The sequence below is a fragment of the Morganella psychrotolerans genome, from assembly GCF_965118875.1.
GTDB classification, from domain to species: domain Bacteria; phylum Pseudomonadota; class Gammaproteobacteria; order Enterobacterales; family Enterobacteriaceae; genus Morganella; species Morganella psychrotolerans_C.
In genome coordinates, this window is sequence record NZ_CBCPJD010000004.1 from 66,593 (window position 1) to 89,471 (window position 22,879).

At 49.9% G+C, this 22,879-nt stretch carries 18 protein-coding genes; 10 read left to right on the plus strand and 8 right to left on the minus strand.

From position 1 onward, the window contains the following. Positions 1–30 precede the first annotated feature (30 nt). Positions 31–1,932, minus strand: coding sequence for an ATP phosphoribosyltransferase regulatory subunit (locus tag ACMHKJ_RS05715; RefSeq protein ID WP_413492532.1), 1,902 nt, complete (start codon positions 1,930–1,932; stop codon positions 31–33). Between the two features lie 422 nt (positions 1,933–2,354). Between ACMHKJ_RS05715 and hdcC the strand changes: the two genes are divergently transcribed. The 4 genes from hdcC to hisS all read left to right on the plus strand — a co-directional run bounded on the left by hdcC (position 2,355) and on the right by hisS (position 7,832). Further along, a complete protein-coding gene (gene hdcC, locus ACMHKJ_RS05720) occupies positions 2,355–3,716 on the plus strand; it encodes a histidine-histamine antiporter (protein ID WP_413492533.1) in 1,362 nt (453 codons plus the stop codon). 51 nt (positions 3,717–3,767) lie between these two features. Further along, positions 3,768–4,904 (plus strand): histidine decarboxylase, encoded by a 1,137-nt coding sequence (locus ACMHKJ_RS05725; RefSeq protein WP_067366480.1) that lies wholly within the window; start codon positions 3,768–3,770, stop codon positions 4,902–4,904. 203 nt (positions 4,905–5,107) lie between these two features. Beyond that, positions 5,108–6,550, plus strand: coding sequence for an amino acid permease (locus ACMHKJ_RS05730; RefSeq protein ID WP_413492534.1), 1,443 nt, complete (start codon positions 5,108–5,110; stop codon positions 6,548–6,550). A 10-nt stretch (positions 6,551–6,560) separates the two neighbouring features. Next, entirely contained in the window at positions 6,561–7,832 is a 1,272-nt protein-coding gene (hisS, locus tag ACMHKJ_RS05735) for a histidine--tRNA ligase (RefSeq protein WP_413492535.1), read from the plus strand. A gap of 77 nt (positions 7,833–7,909) precedes the next feature. On the opposite strand, the gene ACMHKJ_RS05740 is transcribed toward hisS, so the two are convergent. From ACMHKJ_RS05740 to gntR, 4 genes are all read right to left on the minus strand, one after another. Beyond that, entirely contained in the window at positions 7,910–8,995 is a 1,086-nt protein-coding gene (locus ACMHKJ_RS05740; RefSeq protein WP_413492536.1) for a methyl-accepting chemotaxis protein, read from the minus strand. 174 nt (positions 8,996–9,169) lie between these two features. Beyond that, complete coding sequence (gntU, locus tag ACMHKJ_RS05745) at positions 9,170–10,507, minus strand: gluconate transporter (RefSeq protein WP_067366474.1); 1,338 nt, start codon at positions 10,505–10,507, stop codon at positions 9,170–9,172. Further along, positions 10,504–11,046, minus strand: coding sequence for a gluconokinase (gntK, locus tag ACMHKJ_RS05750; RefSeq protein WP_413492537.1), 543 nt, complete (start codon positions 11,044–11,046; stop codon positions 10,504–10,506). Before gntK ends, gntU begins: the two co-directional genes overlap by 4 nt. Positions 11,047–11,215: 169 nt before the next feature. Beyond that, a complete protein-coding gene (gntR, locus tag ACMHKJ_RS05755) occupies positions 11,216–12,211 on the minus strand; it encodes a gluconate operon transcriptional repressor GntR (RefSeq protein ID WP_413492538.1) in 996 nt (331 codons plus the stop codon). 250 nt (positions 12,212–12,461) lie between these two features. Here gntR and ACMHKJ_RS05760 point away from each other — a divergent pair, with 250 nt between their 5' ends. The 6 genes from ACMHKJ_RS05760 to ACMHKJ_RS05785 all read left to right on the plus strand — a co-directional run bounded on the left by ACMHKJ_RS05760 (position 12,462) and on the right by ACMHKJ_RS05785 (position 19,119). Then, positions 12,462–13,496 (plus strand): ABC transporter substrate-binding protein, encoded by a 1,035-nt coding sequence (locus ACMHKJ_RS05760; protein WP_413492539.1) that lies wholly within the window; start codon positions 12,462–12,464, stop codon positions 13,494–13,496. Next, on the plus strand, positions 13,493–14,506 hold the full coding sequence (locus tag ACMHKJ_RS05765; RefSeq protein ID WP_413492540.1) for a FecCD family ABC transporter permease: 1,014 nt from the start codon (positions 13,493–13,495) through the stop codon (positions 14,504–14,506). Before ACMHKJ_RS05760 ends, ACMHKJ_RS05765 begins: the two co-directional genes overlap by 4 nt. Continuing rightward, positions 14,503–15,276 carry an ABC transporter ATP-binding protein gene (locus ACMHKJ_RS05770; protein WP_413492541.1) on the plus strand — a complete coding sequence of 258 codons (774 nt, stop codon included), beginning with the start codon at positions 14,503–14,505 and terminating at the stop codon, positions 15,274–15,276. Before ACMHKJ_RS05765 ends, ACMHKJ_RS05770 begins: the two co-directional genes overlap by 4 nt. Next, positions 15,273–16,112: a class I SAM-dependent methyltransferase gene (locus ACMHKJ_RS05775; RefSeq protein ID WP_413492542.1), complete on the plus strand. Its 840-nt coding sequence runs from the start codon at positions 15,273–15,275 to the stop codon at positions 16,110–16,112. The genes ACMHKJ_RS05770 and ACMHKJ_RS05775 overlap by 4 nt, the downstream gene beginning before the upstream one ends. Continuing rightward, positions 16,109–16,954, plus strand: coding sequence for a ModD protein (gene modD, locus ACMHKJ_RS05780; protein WP_413492543.1), 846 nt, complete (start codon positions 16,109–16,111; stop codon positions 16,952–16,954). The genes ACMHKJ_RS05775 and modD overlap by 4 nt, the downstream gene beginning before the upstream one ends. 236 nt (positions 16,955–17,190) lie before the next feature. After that, a complete protein-coding gene (locus ACMHKJ_RS05785; RefSeq protein ID WP_413492544.1) occupies positions 17,191–19,119 on the plus strand; it encodes a TonB-dependent receptor plug domain-containing protein in 1,929 nt (642 codons plus the stop codon). Positions 19,120–19,266: 147 nt separating this feature from the next. Here ACMHKJ_RS05785 and ACMHKJ_RS05790 read toward each other — a convergent pair whose 3' ends face one another. The 3 genes from ACMHKJ_RS05790 to ACMHKJ_RS05800 form a co-directional block, all read right to left on the minus strand. Then, positions 19,267–20,544 carry an MFS transporter gene (locus ACMHKJ_RS05790; protein ID WP_413492545.1) on the minus strand — a complete coding sequence of 426 codons (1,278 nt, stop codon included), beginning with the start codon at positions 20,542–20,544 and terminating at the stop codon, positions 19,267–19,269. Positions 20,545–20,575: 31 nt separating this feature from the next. Beyond that, complete coding sequence (locus ACMHKJ_RS05795) at positions 20,576–21,733, minus strand: trans-sulfuration enzyme family protein (protein ID WP_413492546.1); 1,158 nt, start codon at positions 21,731–21,733, stop codon at positions 20,576–20,578. Positions 21,734–22,001: 268 nt separating this feature from the next. Continuing rightward, entirely contained in the window at positions 22,002–22,859 is an 858-nt protein-coding gene (locus ACMHKJ_RS05800) for a MerR family transcriptional regulator (protein WP_413492548.1), read from the minus strand. Between the last annotated feature and the right edge of the window lie 20 nt (positions 22,860–22,879).

Sequence of the window (22,879 nt, forward strand, 5' to 3'; positions counted from 1 at the left end):
CTCACCTGTTACTGTGAATACTGCCCTTTCTCAGCAGTTCACACTGTGCCCGAGCACACCAATCATCGCGTTCTCATTCATACTCTGAATCAATCCATTATTTTTGTCAGTCAGTTCCAGCTCATCGCCATGCTCCGGCGGCACCACAATAATAAAACGGCTGCCATTGCGTTCCGCGTTTTTACGACAAGCATTGATCCGCATCCCGGAGCAATCATTTTTAATCGTAAAGTGCGGGAACAATGTCCGTAACCGACGACCTACAATCAGGGCGTTTCCGGCGGCGCGGGTATTCTCAGGGATCAAAACCACATCCGTCGCATTTTGACGTAACAACTGTTTATGACATGTGCGGATCAGAAAAATAACAGGATCAAGCATGAAAGCGAAGCCGCTGACAGCCATGTCTTTCCCCAGCAGGTGTGAGGCGCTGGCATCATAGCGGCCACCACGGCAAAGCAGTGTATCAGGACTGTCCGGATGCGTGGTACGCCATTCAAAGAGGGTATGACAGTAATTATTCACCGGATAAAGTGTTGGCGTCACACTGTACGGAATTTTCAGGCGGTTCAGCGAATCCAGTAGTTCCCGGAAACGGGTCGTGGAAGCATCAGACAGAAAATCACTCAGCGACGGCGCTTTTTTGTTCACTATATCCAGCAATTTGTGCGCCGTTGAAAGTAACTGCTCCGGTCTTTCCTCCAGAATAACCCGCCACTGGTCTTCAAAAAAGGGCAGAAACGGCTGATAGTACGCCACCAGCGCCTGACGAAACCGGGTAAATTCAGCTTCTGTACCAACGGTATTAATATTTAATTCAATATACGGCGTGAGATGCAGTGAACTGAAAAAATCATGCTGCATTAAAATATGCTCCAGCTCGATGTCAATATTATCGTAGCCGAACGCTTCCACACCAATCTGATGATATTGCTCAAAATCCTGCTTTTGCCCGGCAACAGAGCGAAACATAGCGCCGATATACCACAATTTACTTTTCGACTGTAAATGCTGATGCTGTGCTATCACCCGCAGACATCCCATTGTTCCTTCTCCGCGCAACAGAGCCGGATGACTGCAATTAAGTGTCGGGGCGTCCTGGTTATCATGAGAAAATGCCGCTGTATTTTTCATGTTCTCATCCCAGTACTCCAGCAACGGGAAGCGGATCTCCTGGTAGCAATAACGCTCCAGTAACTTTGATGCCCGGTTTTCAAGCCAGATCCAATCCGTCACATTATTGCTGTAGTGTTTACGCGGGCGTCCCGTCTGATGCGGACGCACGGTGCGGTTCACCTCAAACTCCAGTTTCTGACAATATTGATTCGTTCCCAGCACACAGTTTTGTTTCAGGCAGGTTTGTATCCGCTCAGTGACGGCCGGACTTATTGTGGTATATAAAAAATGCTGATAATGAATGCCGCGCTCTTCCGGTGATTTTCCTAATTGTAAATAACACTGATGCTCAGTCATTCTCGGAATAACACATTCCCCGGAGTTATGGCTGAAGCTGGAATAATTGCAGTTATGTTTATCATTATATTCTGACTGATCTGATGTAAATGTATCAACATATTGAGAGACTAAGAGAAAATAGGAATTCGCTTCAATAAGGCAACTGTTATAGCGTTGTTCCCATAATGCACCGCTGCGCTGATATTTATTATTGTAATAAGGAACATACTGACGACCGATATGCTGAATGAAGCGACTAAGGTCTTCTTTTGATTTTGGCGTAAGCAGTAACAGAACAGTATCCGCCTGAAAAGAGTACGCATGTAATTCGCAATCGTATGATTCTAAAGACTTGTCAATACAAGTCAGAAAACGGAAATAATCTTCCTCTTCCTGAAAGAGTTTCTGATGATTGTGTCCGTTAAGTTTAATAAGCTGTGGTAATCCGGAAAAATAAAGGCGCTCTCGTCTTGGCATAGTTCAGCGCTCCGACCGCTAAAAACAATTAAATTATCTAATGTTTATATAATATAAAAATGACTCTCTCATTCTAACTTATATTAGGTGAACTATGTTTATTTCTGAATGCGGTTCTTTTTCATCATACTGAAATAGGTATATTTATTTATCTCTTTGTTATTTTGTTAATTCAACGGTGACAAAAGTAAAATAATAACCACACATAAAGTTGTGAGTATTAGCCATAAAAAAGGGGACGGAGTCACTTACTGAAAAATAGCTCATAAAACGTTCATTTTCAGTTGAAACTGTTATGTGAACACTGTTTTTATTGATCCAGATCACATTTCAGAGGGCTTTAAGAAATTAAGTTTTCCCTATCTCGGTAATTGTCATCGGGTGCACCTTTCCAACTAACAATCATTAACAGGAAAAGCATTATGGGAAACATGAGTGCCAGTTCCGCCCATAAAATGGGGGTTGTTGCACTAACCCTGGTAACCGCATCAAATATGATGGGTTCCGGTGTGTTTATGCTGCCAACCAACCTTGCGGGCATTGGTTACATCTCTTTATGGGGATGGCTATTTACAATTATTGGTGTGATTGCGCTGGCGTTGGTGTTCGCCAAAACCAGTCTGATCACTCCGCGTAACGGCGGTATCGTGGCGTATGCCAGTGATGCATTCGGGCCGTTTATCGGTTTCCAGACCACTGTCTGCTACTGGATAAGTGCCTGGGTCGGTAACGTCGCGCTGCTGGTTGCCGGTGTCGGCTACCTCAGCTACTTCTTCCCTGAGCTGCGAAACCCGACTATCGGCAGCATTGTTGCTATCGTTATTTTGTGGGGTTTCGTTGTTTTAGCCAGTTTCGGCGCCCGTGTCGCCGGTCGCGCACAGTCTTTCACCGCGACCTGTATGCTGGTTGTGGTACTGGGTGTGGGTGTCATCGGCTGGTTCTGGTTTGATCCGCAGATGTTCTCCCAGGTCTATAACGGCACCGGGAAAAGCGATACTTCCGCCATTATTACTGCTGCATCTATCGCGCTGTGGGGCTTCCTCGGGGTTGAATCCGCCGTGGTGTCCAGTGGTCAGGTAGATAAACCGGAATACACCGTTCCCCGGGCAACCGTCTATGGTCTGCTGATTGCATCTGTCTGCTACGTCGGCAGCTGCACCGTCATCATGGGTCTGGTTCCGCATGAAGAACTGATTAACTCTGCAGCGCCGTTTGCTGATGCTGCCCGTTATATGTTCGGTGAAACCGCCGGTACTGTCGCGTCAATTCTGAGTATTATTGCCTGCTTCGGCTCTATCTCCGGCTGGTTAATTCTTCAGTCTGAAGGTCCCCGCGCCGGTGCTGACCAGGGTCTGTTCCCTAAATTCTTCTCCGATGTGAATAAAAATGATGTTCCGATGAAAAGCCTTATTTTCACCGGTGTACTGATGAGCTTAGTGCTGCTGATGACCGCATCACCAAACCTCGCCAAACAGTTTGAAATCGTCATTCTGATGTCTGTATTCGCCTCTCTGCTGCCATACATGTATGCGCTGATTTCCCTGCCTATCATCATGGTGTCCAAAAAAATGAACCGCGGCAGTACGTTTATTTTCTACAACGTCCTCGTGGTCATCGGCATCATTTATTGCGTCTTTGCGCTGTTAGGTTCCGGGTCTGATTCCATGTTCTGGGGTCTGGTCATGATGTCACTCACTATTCCGCTGTTCAGCTTTGTGGCTGCCGGTCGCGCGAAAACAGGGAAAGACATCCTTTATATCCATGACGAACAAAATAAATCGTAATCCGTTGCGTTTTACAGTCTTTATATTTTGAAAAACAAGAGGTAAATAATTATGACTCTGTCTATCAATGATCAAAACAAACTCGATGCATTCTGGGCATATTGCGTAAAAAACCAGTATTTCAACATCGGTTATCCTGAATCTGCGGATTTTAATTACACCAATCTGGAACGCTTCTTACGTTTCTCCATCAATAACTGTGGGGACTGGGGCGAGTACTGTAACTATCTGCTGAACTCTTTCGATTTCGAAAAAGAAGTAATGGAGTATTTCGCAGACCTGTTCAAAATTCCGTTTGAACAAAGCTGGGGTTATGTCACTAACGGCGGGACCGAAGGTAATATGTTCGGTTGCTACCTGGGTCGTGAAATCTTCCCTGATGGTACGCTCTACTATTCAAAAGATACCCACTACTCTGTGGCGAAAATCGTCAAATTACTGCGCATCAAATCACAGGTTGTTGAAGCTCAGCCAAACGGCGAAATCGACTATGACGATCTGATGAAGAAAATTGCGGATGATAAAGAAGCCCATCCGATTATTTTCGCCAACATCGGGACAACCGTCCGTGGTGCGATTGATGATATCGCTGAGATCCAGAAACGCATGAAAGCAGCCGGTATCAAACGTGAAGATTACTATCTGCACGCGGATGCGGCACTGAGCGGCATGATCCTGCCATTTGTTGATGAACCACAGGCATTTACCTTTGCTGATGGTATCGATTCAATTGGTGTTTCCGGCCACAAAATGATTGGCACGCCAATCCCTTGCGGTATTGTTGTTGCGAAAAAAGAGAATGTTGACCGCATCTCCGTCGAAATTGACTACATCTCCGCACACGATAAAACCATCACAGGTTCCCGTAATGGTCATACACCACTGATGTTATGGGAAGCTGTCCGCGCACATTCAACCGAAGACTGGAAACGCCGCATCGGCCGCAGCCTGGATATGGCGCAGTACGCCGTTGATCGTCTGCAGAAAGCCGGTATCAATGCATGGCGCAACAAAAACTCCATCACCGTTGTCTTCCCTTGCCCGTCTGAACGGGTCTGGAAAGAGCATTGCCTCGCGACTTCCGGTAATGATGCTCACCTGATCACCACCGCTCACCATCTGGACACTGCTCAGATTGATGCGCTGATCGATGACGTTATCGCCGACGCGAAATTACACGCGGCATAAAAAAAGGCAGTGGTAATTATCCACTGCCTCCTTACGGTTCGTTGCCGGCGCAGACGCCAATCCTGCCGGCAACGCTCTCTAACCTATACAGCGACGCAGGATGATGCAAGAAAAAAGACAAAAAAACACCAGTCAGTCCGCTGATCATGTGGTCTCTCTCTCACTCATCTGTAGCTGGAGTATTTCTGTGAGGACAAAATGGTATGGTTCACAATGGTAAACCCACCCACCGTATGGGCTTGATTGCTCTGATCATTATGACTGCTTCCAATATGATGGGAAGTGGTGTGTTCATGTTACCCTCTTCGCTCGCGCACATTGGCTCTATTGCGCTGTGGGGCGGACTTATCACCTTTTGTGGTGTGCTCGCACTCGCGCTGGTATTCGCCAAAACAGGTGAAATCTCGCCCTGTAAAGGCGGCGTTATTGCCAATATCGGCCGCACCTTTGGTCAGTACACCGGCTTACAGACATCCCTGTTTTACTGGCTTTCAACCTGGATAGGCAACTGTGCCCTGTTAATCTCCGGGGTTGGCTATCTCTCTTATTTCTTTCCGCAACTTCACACCCCGCTTTACGCCGCAATCACCGCGATTATTATTCTCTGGTTTTTCGTTCTGCTGGGTTTGCAGGGCGCAAAAATTGTCGGTTATGCACAAATTTTTACCGGCCTTTGTATGCTTACAGTCATTCTGAGCATCAGTATTTTTGGCTGGACAAGTTTTGATTACACCCGCTACATCAGCAGTTTCAATGTCACACAAACCAGTGATACCGACGCCATTATGGCTGCTGCCGCTATCTCACTCTGGGGATATCTGGGAATTGAATCCGCGTCAGTTTCCTCCGCGCAGGTTATTAATCCGCGACGCAATATTCCGTTAGCAACAATTATCGGGCTTTTAATTGCAGCGGCCTGCTATCTCAGTTCCGTTAATGTCATGATGGGCATTCTGCCCCACGAACAACTGATTAATTCCACCGCGCCATTTGCCGATACAGCCCAATATTTATGGGGCGGTCATGCCGGGCAGATTATCTCTGCGCTGGCGATTATTGCCTGCTTCGGCGCACTGCCCGGCTGGCAGATTTTACAGACTGAAGTGCCGCGCTCTGCGGCAGAGAACGGAACCTTCCCCTCATTTTTTGCCGAGGTAAACCGCCATGGCGTGCCTTATAAGGGATTGATTTGCACCGCCTGTATGATGAGCGCCGTACTTCTGCTCACTATTTCACCCAGCCTGGAGCAGCAGTTTCGCAGCATCATTATTCTTGCGGTTTCAGCCAGTCTGATCCCATACGCCTTTGCCGCGGTTTCCCTGCCTATCGGCATGATCGCCAAAAAAATGCAGTATAGCCGCACCTTTATTATTTACGCCACTCTGAGCCTGATTGGTCTGGGATTCACCATGGTCGCGCTGATAGGCGCCGGTACAACGCCGCTGTTCTGGGGCATGGTGCTACAGATGTTTACTATTCCGCTGTACCTGGTTTTCATCATGCGCCGCGAAAAAAAAACACCCGCATCCCGCCCCGGGCTCGCCCTGTCGTACATCCCGGGGATCTGCCCTGAGCAGACCGCTGAGATGGCGTTACCGGCTGACAATGATGACAGCCGGAATTTCTCACAGAGAAACTGTATATAGAGGATTAAAAATGGAAAAAATTCAGTCAATCCGGGGGATGCGAAGTGTGCTTCCGGAAGAAACCCCGGTCTGGCAGTGGCTGGAAAACCGGATCAGGAATATTACCACCCGTTACGGATACCAGGAGGTCAGGCTGCCGATTCTGGAACCGGTCGCTCTGTTTGAGCGTGCGGTCGGCGAATCCACCGATATTGTCTCCAAAGAGATGTATAACTTCCTGGATAAAAGCGGTGAACACATCACGCTGCGTCCTGAAGGCACCAGTGGTTGCGTGCGCACGGTTATTGATAACAACATGTGCTACAACACCACGCAGCGCCTGTGGTATCAGGGACCAATGTTCCGTTATGAACGCCCGCAAAAAGGCCGTCTGCGTCAGTTTACGCAGTTCGGAGTGGAAACCTTTGGTATGCCCGGCGCGGATATTGATGCTGAACTGATTTTTATGGTGAAGGATATCTTTAAAGTGCTCGGCGTAGATAAACATGTGCGCCTTGAGATTAACTCACTGGGTACACCGGAGGAACGATCAGAGCACCGCCTGCAACTGGTCAGTTACTTCACAGAACACAAAGCACTGCTGGATGAAGACAGTCTGCGCCGTCTGGAAACCAACCCGCTGCGTATTCTCGACAGTAAAAACCCGGATATGCAGGAAATGATTGAAGCGGCACCACGTCTGCTGGATTTCCTGGGTGATGAATCACAGCACCACTTCGATGATTTACGCCGTCTGCTGGACAGCGAAAATATTGCTTATGTGGTAAATCCACGGCTGGTACGCGGTCTGGACTACTATACCCGCACTGTTTTTGAGTGGATAACAGATGAACTGGGTTCACAGGGGACAGTTTGCGGCGGTGGTCGTTATGACGGGCTGGTTGAGCTGTTCAGCGGCAAAAAACTGCCGGCGTCCGGATTTGCTATCGGTATTGAGCGGCTGTTACTGCTTATCCAAACTCTGGGTCTGGATAAAGCAATTGTTAATCAGCCCGATATTGTTGTGACCTATGAAGATGCTTCACAGAATGTGGATGCACTGCTACTGGCAAACACACTGCGTCATCAGTTACCGCAATATAAAATACTGAGTGATTTCACCAGCGCCAAACTGAAACGTCAGCACAGCAGTGCCCTGAAATCGGGCTGCCGCTATATTGTGACACTCAACCATGACGGAGAAATCGGTCTGTGGGATCTGACCGAAAACAGTAATGAAACAGTGACTGGTGATACCCTGGCTGCTACTGTTTTGCAAAAAACCATTACGGCAACCAACTGATTTTAAATCATAAAATAATGAAAGCATCGCACGTCGATGCTTTTTTCTATTCTGATGACATCGTCTGATAACGGCATCTAATAACTTATTGATTCGAGTAAGTTATCAATGTGCTGAATAACACTGCGGCTGGCACTTTCCATCTCCCCCAAATACATTTCTTCATCACGCCTGCACCCCTGAGCACGGGCTTCCAGCGCTTTACGCCCAGACAAATGCACTGTTTTGTGCGGTCCTTCCAGCCGGCGGTATGCATCATGACTGATAAATTTCTGCCCTTCATCTGCGTAATACCACTTTCCCAGCCGGCACTGAGTATGATCATTTACAAGCAAATCGGCATTCCCATCCAGTAAGCGGCTGTAGATATCGCCTTTCCAGATAACATGATCCAGCTTGACCGTATTGAGAAACTGCTGAATAGCAACAAAATGGATAATGGCCTGCATTCTGGATGAACAAGTGATCATATTTTGCAGACGACTTTCTGCCTGCACTGCAATATTACGAATACTCACCACTAATTTTTGGTTATCTTTCGCATCCGTATGAATATGATGAGCATGAGACTGAATCTTGCCGGTAAAAGAGGTAATCGTGGTCGCTTCATCCTGAATTTCACCCGATAATTGCTTTATCTCACGGGAAATAACAGAAAACCCTGCACCCCGGCTACCTACATGGGAAGCCTCTATCGCCGAGTTGACTGCCAGCAGGTTTGTCTGGTTAGACAGGCGCTCAATATTATCGATATTCTGATTGATCTGCTCCAGTGTAAAAACCAGTTTTTTCGTGTAATCCAGCCCTTTGTCCGCATGTTCACTGATGTCATCCAGCACATTATTAAGCTCATGCATATGCTGGCGGGTTTCGCCATTATGGTGTGTCATTTCATCGAGCGTGCTCTGCTCACTCGCCAGACGGTTACTTGAATCCAACAACGAGTTACGGATAATTTCAATTGCACTGATACCTTCCAGAAGGTGACGGCACAACATATCACCATGCCCGTTCTGCTGTTCACCCGGACTTTCAGCCGGTTCATTTCCGGCACATACACCGGCAGCCTCACTTAATCGTTTCTGAAAAATTTCTATATTATCCGGTTGTCTGACATGCAACGTCTGACGCGAAGATGCCCACCTTTTTATTTTTTTCAGCATGTGATCCCCGGCTCCGCCGCCATAAAAATGAAAATAAAAAAATAACGAAAGTTGTCCTGACGGACATATCGATTATCGGCTTATGTCATGGAGGCTTTATGCAGGTGACTGAATGATATAAAAAAAGCAGCGAATCTGAACAATCCGCTGCCTTTAATAAAGAGAAGACAAGTGTTACAGGAATGCGAAGAACAGCATCCCGACCAGTGCCCCGGTAGTTCCGAGGATAGTTTCCATCAGAGTCCAGGTTTTCAGTGTCTGTGCTTCTGTCGCACCGGTAAATTTCCCGTATAACCAGAAACCGGAGTCATTCACATGGCTCAGTACAATCGATCCGCCCGCGATACAAACAGAGAGCGCGGCAAGCTGTGCGCCGGAATAGCCCAGCTCACTGATAACCGGCAGAACCAGCCCGACCGTCGTCAGACAAGCAACTGTCGCCGAGCCCTGAATAACACGAACCGCGGCAGAGAGAAGAAAACAGGCTGCCGCGATTGGCAAACCGGCACCAATCAGCGATTCGCCCAGTGCAGGCCCCACACCTGAGTCCACCAGCACCTGTTTGAATACACCACCGGCTCCGGTCACCAGCAAAATGATCCCCGCCGGCTGAATGGCCGCAGAACAGATGTCCATCACCTGATTACGGCTCATACCACGGCGGATAGCCAGCCCGTAAATAGCCACCAGGCAGGCAATAAGAATTGCCAGGAACGGATGCCCGATAAACACCAGCCAGGCATGTAATTTTGAATCAGGATCCACCATAGGTGCTGCAATCGTTTTCAGCCCCACCAACACCAGCGGGAACAAAATAAGCGCCAGGCTCAGACCGAACGACGGCATTTTACTCTGCCCGATACTTGGCTCTGTCATGTCTTCCGGCAGTTCCAGCGTCACAAACTTACTGATGAAATTACCAAACAGCGGACCGGCCAGGATCATCCCGGGGATCGCCGCACACAGCCCGATAAGGATCATCCAGCCAAAATCGGCGTTCATCTGATCCGCCAGCAACATTGGTGTCGGTCCGGGTAACAGGAAGCATGCCGCTGCCGCAACACCGGCAAATAACGGGATAGCCAGCCGGACAACATTATCACCGGTGCGCCGGGCAACCGCGAATACCACACCAATAAGCAGAACAATCGCCACATCAAAAAAGAGGGGTAATGCACAGATAATCCCTGCTATCCCCAGCGCGTAATGCGCCCGTTTTTCACCAAACGAATTCAGGAGTTTTACCGCTATCTGGTCGAGTGCGCCGGTTTCATGCAGTACCTTACCAAACATGGCTCCGAGCGCGACCACAATTGCCAGGAAGCCTAATGTCCCGCCCATCCCGTTTTGCATAGTCTGGGTGATTTGCTCCAGCGGCATGCCGGAAAAAAGCCCGGCACCAATAGCCACAATCATCAGGGCAACAAAGGCATGCAGGCGCGCCACCATCACTAAAAACAGCAGTAACAGCACTGAACCGGCAGCGGTTAATACCAGGGTTAATGTTGTCATGAGCGCTCTCCGGCAACCTGAGTGATAATCTGCATTGCGCCGGTGATAACGGTATCCAGCGGCGGGCTGATGTCTAAAATCTGTACATCGCGCTCAGTTGTGGTGTCCGGCGCTTCTAAGGTATCAAACTGAGTGACCAGCATTTCCGGTTTGAAAAAATGCCCTTTACGGGCTTTCAGGCGGCTTTCGATCAAATCAAAATCCCCTTTCAGCCAGATAAATGTCAGGTTTTTATTCTGACGGCGCAGAATATCGCGATAGCTTTTTTTCAGGGCTGAGCAGACGATGACGGAAAGTTCGTTCGTCCGCTGCATAGCAAAAATGGCATCATTGAGAGATTGCAGCCATGGCCCGCGATCGTCATCATTCAGCGGATGTCCGTCTGCCATTTTTTCAATATTGGCACGCGGATGAAGGTAGTCCCCGTCGAGAAATGCCGCATTCAGCCCGGTGGCAATTCCGTTGGCTACAGCGGATTTTCCGCAACCGGAAACCCCCATCAGAACAAAGGCGTGATGTGGTTTTTGGCTATCACTCATAAATACTCCTCTAATGCGGTCATTATCACCGATATGTTACCGGTAACTTATTACCGGTAACATTACCAACGGATATGATTACAATGCAATCAAACAGCGTTTTTTAATCGATAAAGTGTGACAGTTCTCTCAAATGAAATCCCTGCCACAAAGAAGGGGCCGGAAGCAGCTAAATGCTCTCTCCCGGTAATAATTCGAAGCCGACATCCACTTTCTGCTGAGCCGGTAATTCACCGCGCAGGCGTGCCAGCAGGATCTCTGCCGCCCGGCTGCCCATCAGGTCACGCGGGGTCAGAATACTGGCCAGTTTCGGTGTCATCACCTGACCGACATCATGTCCGTGGAACCCGGCGATAGCCAAATCCTCCGGAATGCGGATACCTAAGCGCTGACACTCAAAAATCGCCCCGATAGCAAGGTCATCATTGGTACAGAACAAGCCGTCAACATCCGGATATTCCGCCCTGGCTTTGTGCAGAAGTTTTGTGCCCAGCGAGTAAGAGGAGCTTTCCGGCGTCATCACATTTCCCGCCGGTAGTCCTGCCTGTTTCATCGCCTGTTCATAGCCCTGAAAACGCATCATTGTCCGTTCGTCAGAACGCGCGCCCAGGTAAATCACACGGCGGCAGCCGCGTGAAATCATCATCTGTGTCATTTCAAAAGCGGCACGGATGTTATCCAGCCCCACGGATGAGTCATAGCACGGTGACACACTGTCCATCAGTTCCACCACAGGGATTCCGGCTGTTGCCAGCATTTTCAGTGTGCGTGGGGTATGGTTTCGCTCGGCTAAAATCAACCCGTCAATATTGTACGAAAGCAGGGAGACCAGGCGGTCTTCCTCTTTTTCTGCCCGGTAACCATAGTGCGCAAGCATAGTCTGATATCCCTGCGCATCCGTAATGGTTTCAATGCCGCGGATCACTTCTGCAAACACCTGGTTTGTGAGTGACGGCACCAGTACGCCGATGGCGCGGCTGGTTGCATTGGATAAAATATCCGGCACCCGGTTCGGGATATACCCCAGTTCATCCAGTGAGCCGGCAATAGCGCCGCGCAATTTTTCTGAAACCTGTTCCGGGTTGCGCAAAAAGCGGCTGATGGTCATTTTGGTTACACCGACGCGGTCAGCCACGTCCTGTAACGAAGGGCGTTTTTTCTTCATATTTATTATCTTAATACAGCCTGCTCTGTGTGTCGCCGGAGATAGGGAATACCTGCGTAATATTACGTAAATATCCTGAATGCGCTGAAAGAGACTGTAGTTATACAACATTTTTACCGCAATTTTACCTTGTTTTGACTTACATCCCTGTTTACTGCTGATTTTATTGACTCACCTCATGCTCTGCGCTAACGTCCGTTATATAATCATAAATATAACGATAACCATAAAAAAGACTAGCCTGATCACCATGACACTGAGCCTGCAACATCCTTTTTACCTCTCCCGGTATGCCCTGCTGCTTGCTTTTCTGACTCTGCCGTTTGCAGCAGCAGCACAGGAAACAACCTCACAGGAATTCAGCTACGGTCAGTTACCCGAACCTGCCGCAATCTCCCGGATTATCAGCAGCGGGCCGCCGACTGACCAACTGCTGTTTGCTGTGGCACCTGAAAAACTGGCAGGATTCTCCTCACTTTTCCTGCGGGATGAACCCTTGTTTGCCCCGCAATGGCGAGCATTACCAAAACTGGGACGGATCTCCGGGCGCGGCAGTACATTGTCACCGGAAGGTCTGTTGGCACTGGCTCCGGATATGGTTATCGACAGCGGCCTGGCAGATGAAACTTATCGCTCACAAGCCGGCCGCTTCAGCCGGCAGACCGGTATTCCTTATCTCCTGTTATCCGGAAATCTGTCTCAGACACCGGATCAGTTGCGCTGTCTCGGCGCCCGGCTGGGAGAAACCGCGCGGACAGAACAGCAGGCACAACTGGCTGAAAAATGGCTGGAGGATGCACGGCACTTTGCGGCACGGCAAACACACGAGAAACGCTTCTATCTTGCCCGCGGAGCAAACGGGTTACAAACCGGTCTTCGGGGTTCAATTCACGGCGAAGCCCCTGAATTACTGGGTTTTGAGAATGTCGCAGATGTTCCGGGCATGCAGGGGCTGGCAGATGTCTCAGCAGAGCAATTATTGCAGTGGAATCCGGATATGATTATTGCGCAGGACGCGGTGACCTATCACGCCATTATGCAGGGTGAAGTCTGGCAGAGCCTGGATGCGGTCAAAAATAAACAGGTATTTTACTATGCCGGGCTGCCGTTCGGCTGGCTCGACAGCCCGCCGGGACTGAACCGGCTGCTCGGGCTGCGCCGCTTACAGGCACAATCTGAACCGGACAGTGTCGATCTGAAAGCCGATATCGGCTTGTTTTTCCGTCTGTTTTATCACTCTCCGCTGACAAAGGCACAGATTAACACTCTGTTATCTGCCCGATGACAATCAGTATAAAGAGCTTGTTACTGCTCCTGATCCTTATCATAACTATCGGGGTCGCACTGAATGTTGGTAAGTTCTCACTAACCCCGCAACAGTTGTGGGATGTGGTACAGGCCAAATTTACCGGCAACAGCGGCGGGGACGATCCCGTACTGAGCCGCAATATGACGGTATTCTGGCAAATCCGCCTGCCTCGCATTGCAGCAGCACTGGTGATCGGTGGCGGGCTGGCCATGGCGGGTGCGGCTTATCAGGGCATGTTCCGTAACCCGCTGGTTTCCCCTGATATTCTTGGGGTTTCAGCCGGTGCCGGTGTCGGGGCTATCCTCGGCATTTTTTTAGGTCAGTCAATGCTCACTATCCAGCTGTTCGCCTTTACCGGCGGGCTATGTGTTGTCGCCCTGGTGTATTCCGTGGCGCGCCTTGCCCGTCAGCATGACCCGGTGCTGGCACTGGTGCTGGTCGGTATTGCGCTCAGCGCCCTGTGCGGCTCGGCTATTTCTCTGATGAAAATACTGTCCGATCCTTACACACAGCTGCCCACGATGACCTTCTGGCTGCTGGGCGGGCTGTCTGCCGTATCACCGGATGATATTAAAACCACGGCCCCCCTGATATTTGCCGGAATGGTACCGCTGTTGCTGCTGCGCTGGCGCATGAACCTGCTCAGCCTGAGTGATGAAGAAGCCCGCACGCTCGGGCTGAATGTTACGGTAACGCGCCTGGTTTTTATTGTCAGCGCCACACTGATCACCGCCAGCGCGGTCTCCATTGCCGGGATCATCGGCTGGCTCGGGCTGATTGTTCCGCATATCACCAGATTGTTAGTGGGTGCTAACTTCAGTCACCAGTTGCCGGTCTCCCTGCTGATCGGGGCAATAATGCTGTTGCTGACAGATACCCTGGCGCGGACCATCGCACCCATCGAGCTGCCGCTGGGCATTCTGACCTCTGCTGTCGGTGCACCTTTTTTCATTTTCCTGCTGCTGCAAACACGGAGGAACGGATGAGCGATGTACTGACCACCCGTGATCTGGCTGTTGGTTACGGAGAGAAGTTAATACTCACTAACATCGATCTGCAATTACAGCAGGGTGATATTATTTGTCTGCTTGGTGCCAACGGCTGCGGCAAAACAACACTGATGAAAACCCTGCTTGGCTTACTGCCGCCGAAAGCCGGGGAGATCCACATCGGCGGCAAACCGCTGAGCCACTGGAGCGCCACCGCACTGGCGCGCCGCGTTGCCTATGTGCCGCAGGCGCATAATATGCCCTTTTCTTTCCGCGTGCTGGATATGGTCGCACTCGGGCGCAGTGCGCATCTTTCCCTGTTTGCCTCCCCGGGACGTGCTGAATGTCAGATGGCAGAACAGGAGTTGGATGCCCTGGGCATTGCGCATCTCGCACAACGCGCCTATTCCTGCCTGAGCGGCGGCGAAAAGCAACTGGTACTGATCGCCCGCGCCCTTATCCAACAGCCCGGTTTACTGATTATGGATGAACCTGCCGCCAGCCTGGATTTCGGCAATCAGATAAAATTACTCAATAAAATCGAGCAGTTACGGGAGCGTGGCATAACAGTGCTGATGTCCACCCATCATCCGCAACACGCGGCGGCGGTGGCAGACAGCATTGTGATGCTCGGCTCCGCGCAGCCTGCCCGCCAGGACAAACCTGCCGCCCTGCTCACACCGGAAACGCTGGCGGCACTCTATCATGTGACACCGGAACATATTTCCGCGCACTTTGCGCAACCCACTTATAAGGGATTGTCATGACAATTGATGATATCGATTTCGCACAACTTTACCGCGACCATCTGGCGCAGGCTGAACGCACACGCAAAGATCCGGAACATTGGGACAAACGTGCGGAGAAAATGGCACAAAATTGCGCCAACCCCGCCGATCCCTACCTGATCCGCTTTAAAGAGATCGTAGATACCACGGGTGCAAAAACACTGTTGGATGTCGGCTGCGGGCCCGGCTCTGTTGCGCTGCAACTGGCAGATAAATTTGAACAGGTCACCGGTATTGATTACAGCGAAGGGATGCTGAAAGTCGCCCGTCAGCGCGCACAGGCTCAGGGAAGCGATAATGTCACTTTCCGCCACTGCGCCTGGGAAGATGACTGGTCTGACTTACCGCCATGTGATATCGCAGTGGCATCCCGCTCAACACTGGTGATGGATTTACAGGCCGCGCTGCTCAAACTGAACCGTCAGGCAAAACTGCGCGTCTACACCACGCACACCGTCAGCCCGACCTTTGTGGATATCCGGGTGATCCGCGCCATCGGGCGCACACCGGTCACGCTGCCGACATACATTTACGCGGTGAATATCCTTAATCAGCTCGGCATTCATCCGGATGTGGAATTTATCCGCAGCCCGAACTGCCAAAGCAGCGACAATATGGCCTTTGAGCAGTTTGCCGAAGGCGTTATCTGGTCACTCGGCTCTCTGGATGAACAGGAAATGACCCTGCTGCGCCGTTATTATGACAAACAGGCCGCAGACGGTCTGCCGGTCGTGCCAACCACCCGCGACTGGGCAATGGTTTCCTGGAGTGTGGTGCCGCAAGCCGCACTGCTGCTGCCGGAGGGCACAAAGTGATCTATTACAGTGATGCTTTCCTGGACAGCCTGCTGCTGGAAGACATCCATTACGGCGATCTGACCACCCGCGCACTCGGAATAGGCGCGCTGCAAGGTGAAATGCATTTCTCCCGCAAACAGGCGGGATTTGTCAGCGGATTGACAGTGGGCAGGAAATTACTGGAAAAACTCGGATTACAGACTGAATTACACATGAACGACGGCGATCATGCTGATTCAGGTTCACTGCTGATAGTCGCAAGAGGTCGCGCTGACGCCCTGCATCAGGGCTGGAAAATTGTTCAGAATGTGATTGAGTGGAGCAGCGGCGTTACTCATACAACGCGCCGGATGGTCGATATTCTGCGCAAATCACAACAGGATGCACAACTGGCCTGTACGCGGAAAAATATTCCCGGCACCAAACTGCTGGCAACCGCTGCCGTGCTTGCCGGAAACGGTATTATTCACCGGCAGGGCTGCGCGGAAACTATTCTGATGTTTGCCAATCACCGGCGCTTTCTGGCAGAGCCGGATAACTGGAGTACTGCTATTGCCGCTCTGCGCCATGATGCGCCGGAAAAAACCATTATTGTCGAGGCGGACAATCCGGATGAAGCTTACCTGGCGCTGCAAGGCCGCCCGGATGTGCTGCAACTGGATAAATTTCATCCTGATGAGATCCGCCGCCTGGCTAAAGATGCCGCTGTACTGGCACCACACTGCACTCTGTCCGCCGCAGGCGGGCTGAACGCAGAGACTATCGGGGATTACGCAGATACCGGACTGAAACTGTTTGTGACATCAGCGCCGTATTATGCGCCGCCGGCAGATATTAAGGTCCGGCTGTATCCGGTGTGATATACCCAACGTCATTCAAGATGCAGGCAGGCGGCAAGGGAAAACAGACGGGGAGCATACATCAGTATGTGACCCGGCGGGCGTAGTGCAGTCAACAACCGGGCATCTTGAAGTATGACGAGTATGAATAAGGATAACGCAGTCGGTAACTGACCCGGCTGCATTATCCTATTTTTAAAAAAATCGTTATATAAAATAATACATATCGATAATTCGGTTACAGGAAAAATAATAAAATGAAACGAACGCTACTCTGCTCCGTCATACTGCTGGCGACGGCACCCGCTGTTCACGCGGAAGGTGCCGATATACTGACAGTCTGGGGCAGCCCGCTGGCTTCAAACCCGGATGTCATCACCCAATCTCAGATGAAATCCCTGAACAAAACCAATGCCGCCACCGCGATCAGTACTATGCCGGGTGTAGTACTTGAAAAATCAGGTAACCGCAACGAACTGACAGTGAAAGTCAGGGGTTTTGACAGCCGCCAGGTGCCGGTTTTCTTCGACGGGATACCGACTTATGTACCCTATGACGGCAATCTCGATCTCGGGCGCTTTATGACCAGCGAGCTGGAAAGCATTGAAGTGAGTAAAGGTTACACTTCGCTGTTACAGGGTCCGAACCTGATGGGCGGTGCTATCAACCTCACTACCGCCACGCCGAAAAAACCGTTTGAGGCTAATGTAGCCTACAGTCAGGGGTTTGCCCGTGGTGCGGATAATGCGTACAACACCAGCGCCCGTGTCGGTGCGCGCAGCGACCTCGGCTTTATCCAGGTCAGCGGCAGTCAGTACAAACAGCGCTTTCTGGGTCTGCCGGCATCTGATGATGATAATGCCGCAGCCGGAAGTAATGGCCGCCGTGCGCACTCTTCCTCTGATGATAAACGCGGCATGGTCAAAGTGGGTTGGACACCGCGCGAAACAGATCAATATGTTGTGACCTATATGAAACAGGAGGGTGAGAAAGACAGCCCGCCGTCAGCCGGGACAGGCAAGGGCAAATATTCATACTGGGAATGGCCGGATTATAATAAAGAGAGCTACTATTTCAACGGCACCACACAAATTACCGACGGCGTGAATCTCCAGAGCCGCTTGTATCACGATAAATTTGTGAATACCCTGCTGATGTACCCGAAAAAAGGTAATCAGGCAGATTATAGTCACTATGATGATTTCAGTAACGGCGCCTCTCTCCAGTTAGGAATTGATATGCGCGAGCGCGATCTGCTTTCTTTTTCCGGACACTGGAAAGATGATATTCACCGCGCACAAAAAGAACGCAACGGGGAAATTCTGCGTTACAAAGACCGCACCTATTCTGTGGCAACAGAGTACCAGTGGGCAGCAACATCCGATCTCGATATTATCGGTGCCATCGGCTATGACTGGCGTGACAGCCTTGATGCGGATAAAGGTGCAGGCGATAACAGCCAGAATGCATTCAACTGGGAAGTGATGTCAAAATACACCTTTGCCAATCAGGATAATGTCCGTTTCTCCGTTTCTGACCGCAGCCGTTTCCCGACACAGAAAGAGCGTTATACCACTGAAAAACCGAAAGATGGTTCAAAAGGGATCATTAATCCGGATCTGAAAGCCGAGCGTGCGCTGACTTTTGATTTAACCTATGAAGGCAGCATTACGGATAAATGGGGCTACCAGGCCAGTATTTATCATAACCGCGTAGATGATGCGATTCTCGCCCATACTGTCGTGAAAAATGGTCAGGATTTCTTTCAGAACCAGAACAGCGGTCGCGTGGATTATACCGGGCTGGATCTGGGCGTGAAAGGTGACATAACGGACTGGCTGAAAACCGGGGTAAATTACAGTTACATTCACAGCGATCCGAAAGATGTTGATCATGTGGAAGGTCTGCCGACACACAAAATGTATGCCTGGCTGAAAGTGAATCCGATCGATCCGCTGACACTCACCCTGGCAGAAGAGTTCCGTGCATGGAGCTATCAGTATAATGACAGCAACGAGAAAATCGCAGGCTTTGCCACAACGGATCTGCGGATGGATTACGACTTCGGACACGGCATGTCTGCCAATGCATCCGTAAATAATCTGTTTGATAAATCCTATTATTTTACCAACGGGTATATGGAAGAAGGCCGTAATTTCTGGCTCGGTGTTGAGTACCGTTATTAATAATTAATTTTATACCCTTATTCATTCAAACCGCAGGTTCGCTGGCGTAACGACGATAGCTGGGTCACATACCGATGTATGCTCCCCGTCTATCTTCCTTTGCCGCCTGCCTGCAATTTGAATGACGTTGGGTATATATAATATCTGTCAGGCAGATGCCGGGAGTATCATCTCATCACCGCCCGCGGCTTCCCGGCGGTTAATCTGACGCAGCAGGAAGGTCGCAACCACGCCGAGCAATGAACAACCTACAGAGAGCATGAAAATATAGCTGTAACCCGTCTCGCCGTATTTATCCAGCCAGTAACCGGCGACAGAATAATAGAATGCATCCGGTGAAAAACCAATAAATGACGCAAACCCGACCACGGCACCCGTTGTTTTCATCGGAATTTTTGATTCTGCAACAGACGCAAAATAAATTCCGCGAAACGCGAACAGCAGCGCACTTAATACCACCATATTCACTACAGCAAACCACATAAAGGCATTGCCTTTCGGGATAACCAGGAATAGTGCGCAATTGACTGCCATGATGATAAACCCGACAAACATAACACTGATAGATGATCCGACTTTGTCTGTCACGATCCCCGCAACCGGCGATGCGACCATTTTAATCACATAGGTACGGACTATCGACAGCGCCGTAACCAGCGTAATCGGCACCACATAGACCTGCGACAAATACGGACTGAGGTACGTCAGGCTGGAAAAGACCACATATGTGGAGAAGATGATCAGCCCGATAAGCCAGGCTTTCGGCATTGTCACCACACTCATCAGTGAACGGAATGTGGTTTTTTCTTCTTCAGCGTTATCTGAATTGGTATTCCCGCCACGGTGTGCGATCAGAAAAAATAACAAGATCCCGCAAACAACGGAAGCGCCTGAATAGAGCCAGACCACATAGCGAAAACCAATTGCGGCTTCTGCAAATTTGCCGAAGAAATAGAGCCCGGTGAATGAGATCAATGTACCGGAAACCCCGGACAGCCCTTCATAGAACCCGAAGATCCGCCCCTGCTCTTTTTCTGTTCCCTGCATCCGCACCACTTTGATCGAGGCGGCAAAGAATGTCAGGATCGTCGTCACGCCCCACAGAACGTGGATCAGCAGGATCGTGTTATAAGACGGAAACGTGGCGAACCAGAATCCCAGCCCGCCGGATGCGAGCAGTGAAAAAGAGATAAGATTACGCAGTGAAAAACGGTCAGCAAACCAGCCGCCGAAGAAATAAGAGAACATACCGATTAAGCCATACAGGCTCAGTAAGTTGCCGATTTCAATGTGTGTCAGCCCCAGCGCTTTCTGCATCGGATCATAAAATGACGATTTCAGGTAAGGCAGGCTGTACATCGCGGTCGTACCGAACGCGAGAAGAAACAGGATCAGCAGACGTTTCCTGCGGGATAGATTTTCCATGCTATTTGCCATGATAGTTATCTCTGTGATGTCAGCCGTGGACGGCGTCCAGTGCCTGGCGGAAATCCGCAATAATGTCTTTTGCCGATTCAAGACCCACCGCAATGCGGATCAGGTTTTCACCGTTCATCTGTACCAGAGTGTGTTCTTCGCCCAGACTGGTGGCAATGGTGGTCAGTTTCAGGGAGTTAACAAATTTGCGGCTCACCTGGTCACGGCTCAGCCCGTGAATATCTTCTTTCAGACGGAAAGAGACAATACCGCCGCCCAACCCGTTCATCTGAGACTGACACAAGTCATAGCGCGGGTGAGTTTTCAGTGCCGGATAGCGCACTTCTTCGATCTCATTCTGTGAGGTCAGAAATTCCGCCAGCGCCAGACCATTTTCACAGTGTTTTTTCATGCGCATATCCAGGGTTTTCATCCCGCGCATGATCATCCAGGCATTGTTCGGCGCGAGTGCAGCACCGGTAAAGCAGCATAAGCCCGGCCATTTGATAAGCTCGATCAATTCACGCGATCCGATCACCGCGCCACCCAATGTGTCGCCGTGTCCGTTCATAAATTTAGTCAGGCTGTGAACCACCAGATCAGCGCCCAGATCCAACGGACGCTGGAGGATCGGAGTACAGAATGTGCTGTCGACAATCAGCAGGCTTTTGTTTTCATGAGCAATCCCGGCAATCTCACGGATATCCACCAGCTCCAGCGACGGGTTCAGCGGGCTTTCGACATAGACCAGACGTGTGGCGGGTTTCATTGCCGCGCGGATATTGTCACTGTTTGTGGCATCTGCAAACGTAATTTCCACACCAAATTTTGCCAGCAGCTCTGTCATCAATAACCGGGTGTGAGAGAAGATCCCGTCAGCGCTGACAATATGGTCACCGGTTTTTACCAGTGACAGCAGTGTTGATGCAATCGCGCCCATGCCGGAGGCACTGACGATCGCGCTGTCCGCGCCTTCCAGCATAGCCAGCTTGCTCTCCAGCTCAGTCAGGTTCGGGTTACATTCACGGCTGTAAACATAGCCCCATGTCCGGCAGAGTTCTTCAAAGTGTTCAACAGAGTGCGCAGCAAATGTCGCGGTCTGATAAATGGGGCTTGCCAGCGCCCCGGTGGTTGGATCCGGCGAGTGTCCCTGATGGATCAGTTTAGTTTCCAAATCATAATCAGTTGGTTTTTGCACAATAGACTCCTCATGCGATCAGCGTGTTGATCGGCACGTCATCATTTTCATTATAAATTCGGGATCCTGATTCAGGATCAGCTGTGTAGTAGCGTGGTGTACGGGAATGGGGTAACTATAGACTCTATTGCTACTATAGAGTCAATGCGGGGATATCTGACGCTCATCACAAAACGGGTAATTATCAGATAAAAAAACAGAAACAGACTCTGTATTTTCAGCCTGTTTCTGCATATTACGGATAATTATCTATAGTAAGGAGAGAGTCTTACACCAGGCAACGCGTATCTATTTCACGCCGTTTCACTTTGATTTGAATTTCAGTCAGTAAATGATGCTTATCATTGGTTGAGAGCGGGTCAATTACAGGAATTTCATACATCATATCATCCACCGGAATGCGTTTGTATTCAGCATAATCAGTGATGGTTTTAAATGCCGCACCATTGTCACTGTAGGGTCCCTGATACATCAGACAGATAAATTCACCGTCGGGGATTTCAGTAATTTTATTCTGCACCTGCGGATTAAACAGGTCACGCTCAACAATAACAAAGCTGTTCAGATAGTTAACCTGCTGTGTGGCAAGATAATTGTCGCGGGACACCAGACCGCTGACACCGCCGTAGAAAATAGAAATATTCTCTTCCAGGATATTGGCAATCTGCCGCCGTGAGAATTCCATGGTTTCCTCAAAGCTCAGACCCGGTTCGTAATCCATTGATAAAATATGGCGGCGGGGAATATAGCGGCGGGTAACTTTGCCGATGCTGTCCGTATCAATGCCTTTCTCCAGCGTCTCTTTTTTAGTGGAGAGTACTTTCTTTATCAGCTCCAACTCACGGATTTTTTCATCCACAACCGTGATTTTCCGCGTCAGCAGATTCAGGATTTGTGTATCCGAGTCCTGTAAGCGGTGTTTGATCTCTTTCAGCGGCATCCCTAAGTATTTCAGATATTTAATAATATCCAGCTGAGAGAATTGATCGATAGTGTAATAGCGGTAGTTGCTTTCCTGATCGACATAGACCGGTCTGAATAACCCCAGTTGATCATAATAACGCAGCGTTTGAATGCTGATTTTATGAAGTTTTGCCATTTCGCCGATAGAAAAATATTTCGCCATACCGTGCCGCCTCTGAGTCA

Excerpts from the sequence above, each read along its gene's own strand:
- ACMHKJ_RS05715 (WP_413492532.1), bottom strand. The coding sequence starts at position 1,932 with ATGCCAAGACGAGAGCGCCTTTATTTTTCCGGATTACCACAGCTTATT.
- hdcC (WP_413492533.1), top strand. The coding sequence starts at position 2,355 with ATGGGAAACATGAGTGCCAGTTCCGCCCATAAAATGGGGGTTGTTGCA.
- ACMHKJ_RS05725 (WP_067366480.1), top strand. The coding sequence starts at position 3,768 with ATGACTCTGTCTATCAATGATCAAAACAAACTCGATGCATTCTGGGCA.
- ACMHKJ_RS05730 (WP_413492534.1), top strand. The coding sequence starts at position 5,108 with ATGGTTCACAATGGTAAACCCACCCACCGTATGGGCTTGATTGCTCTG.
- hisS (WP_413492535.1), top strand. The coding sequence starts at position 6,561 with ATGGAAAAAATTCAGTCAATCCGGGGGATGCGAAGTGTGCTTCCGGAA.
- ACMHKJ_RS05740 (WP_413492536.1), bottom strand. The coding sequence starts at position 8,995 with ATGCTGAAAAAAATAAAAAGGTGGGCATCTTCGCGTCAGACGTTGCAT.
- gntU (WP_067366474.1), bottom strand. The coding sequence starts at position 10,507 with ATGACAACATTAACCCTGGTATTAACCGCTGCCGGTTCAGTGCTGTTA.
- gntK (WP_413492537.1), bottom strand. The coding sequence starts at position 11,046 with ATGAGTGATAGCCAAAAACCACATCACGCCTTTGTTCTGATGGGGGTT.
- gntR (WP_413492538.1), bottom strand. The coding sequence starts at position 12,211 with ATGAAGAAAAAACGCCCTTCGTTACAGGACGTGGCTGACCGCGTCGGT.
- ACMHKJ_RS05760 (WP_413492539.1), top strand. The coding sequence starts at position 12,462 with ATGACACTGAGCCTGCAACATCCTTTTTACCTCTCCCGGTATGCCCTG.
- ACMHKJ_RS05765 (WP_413492540.1), top strand. The coding sequence starts at position 13,493 with ATGACAATCAGTATAAAGAGCTTGTTACTGCTCCTGATCCTTATCATA.
- ACMHKJ_RS05770 (WP_413492541.1), top strand. The coding sequence starts at position 14,503 with ATGAGCGATGTACTGACCACCCGTGATCTGGCTGTTGGTTACGGAGAG.
- ACMHKJ_RS05775 (WP_413492542.1), top strand. The coding sequence starts at position 15,273 with ATGACAATTGATGATATCGATTTCGCACAACTTTACCGCGACCATCTG.
- ACMHKJ_RS05785 (WP_413492544.1), top strand. The coding sequence starts at position 17,191 with ATGAAACGAACGCTACTCTGCTCCGTCATACTGCTGGCGACGGCACCC.
- ACMHKJ_RS05790 (WP_413492545.1), bottom strand. The coding sequence starts at position 20,544 with ATGGAAAATCTATCCCGCAGGAAACGTCTGCTGATCCTGTTTCTTCTC.
- ACMHKJ_RS05800 (WP_413492548.1), bottom strand. The coding sequence starts at position 22,859 with ATGGCGAAATATTTTTCTATCGGCGAAATGGCAAAACTTCATAAAATC.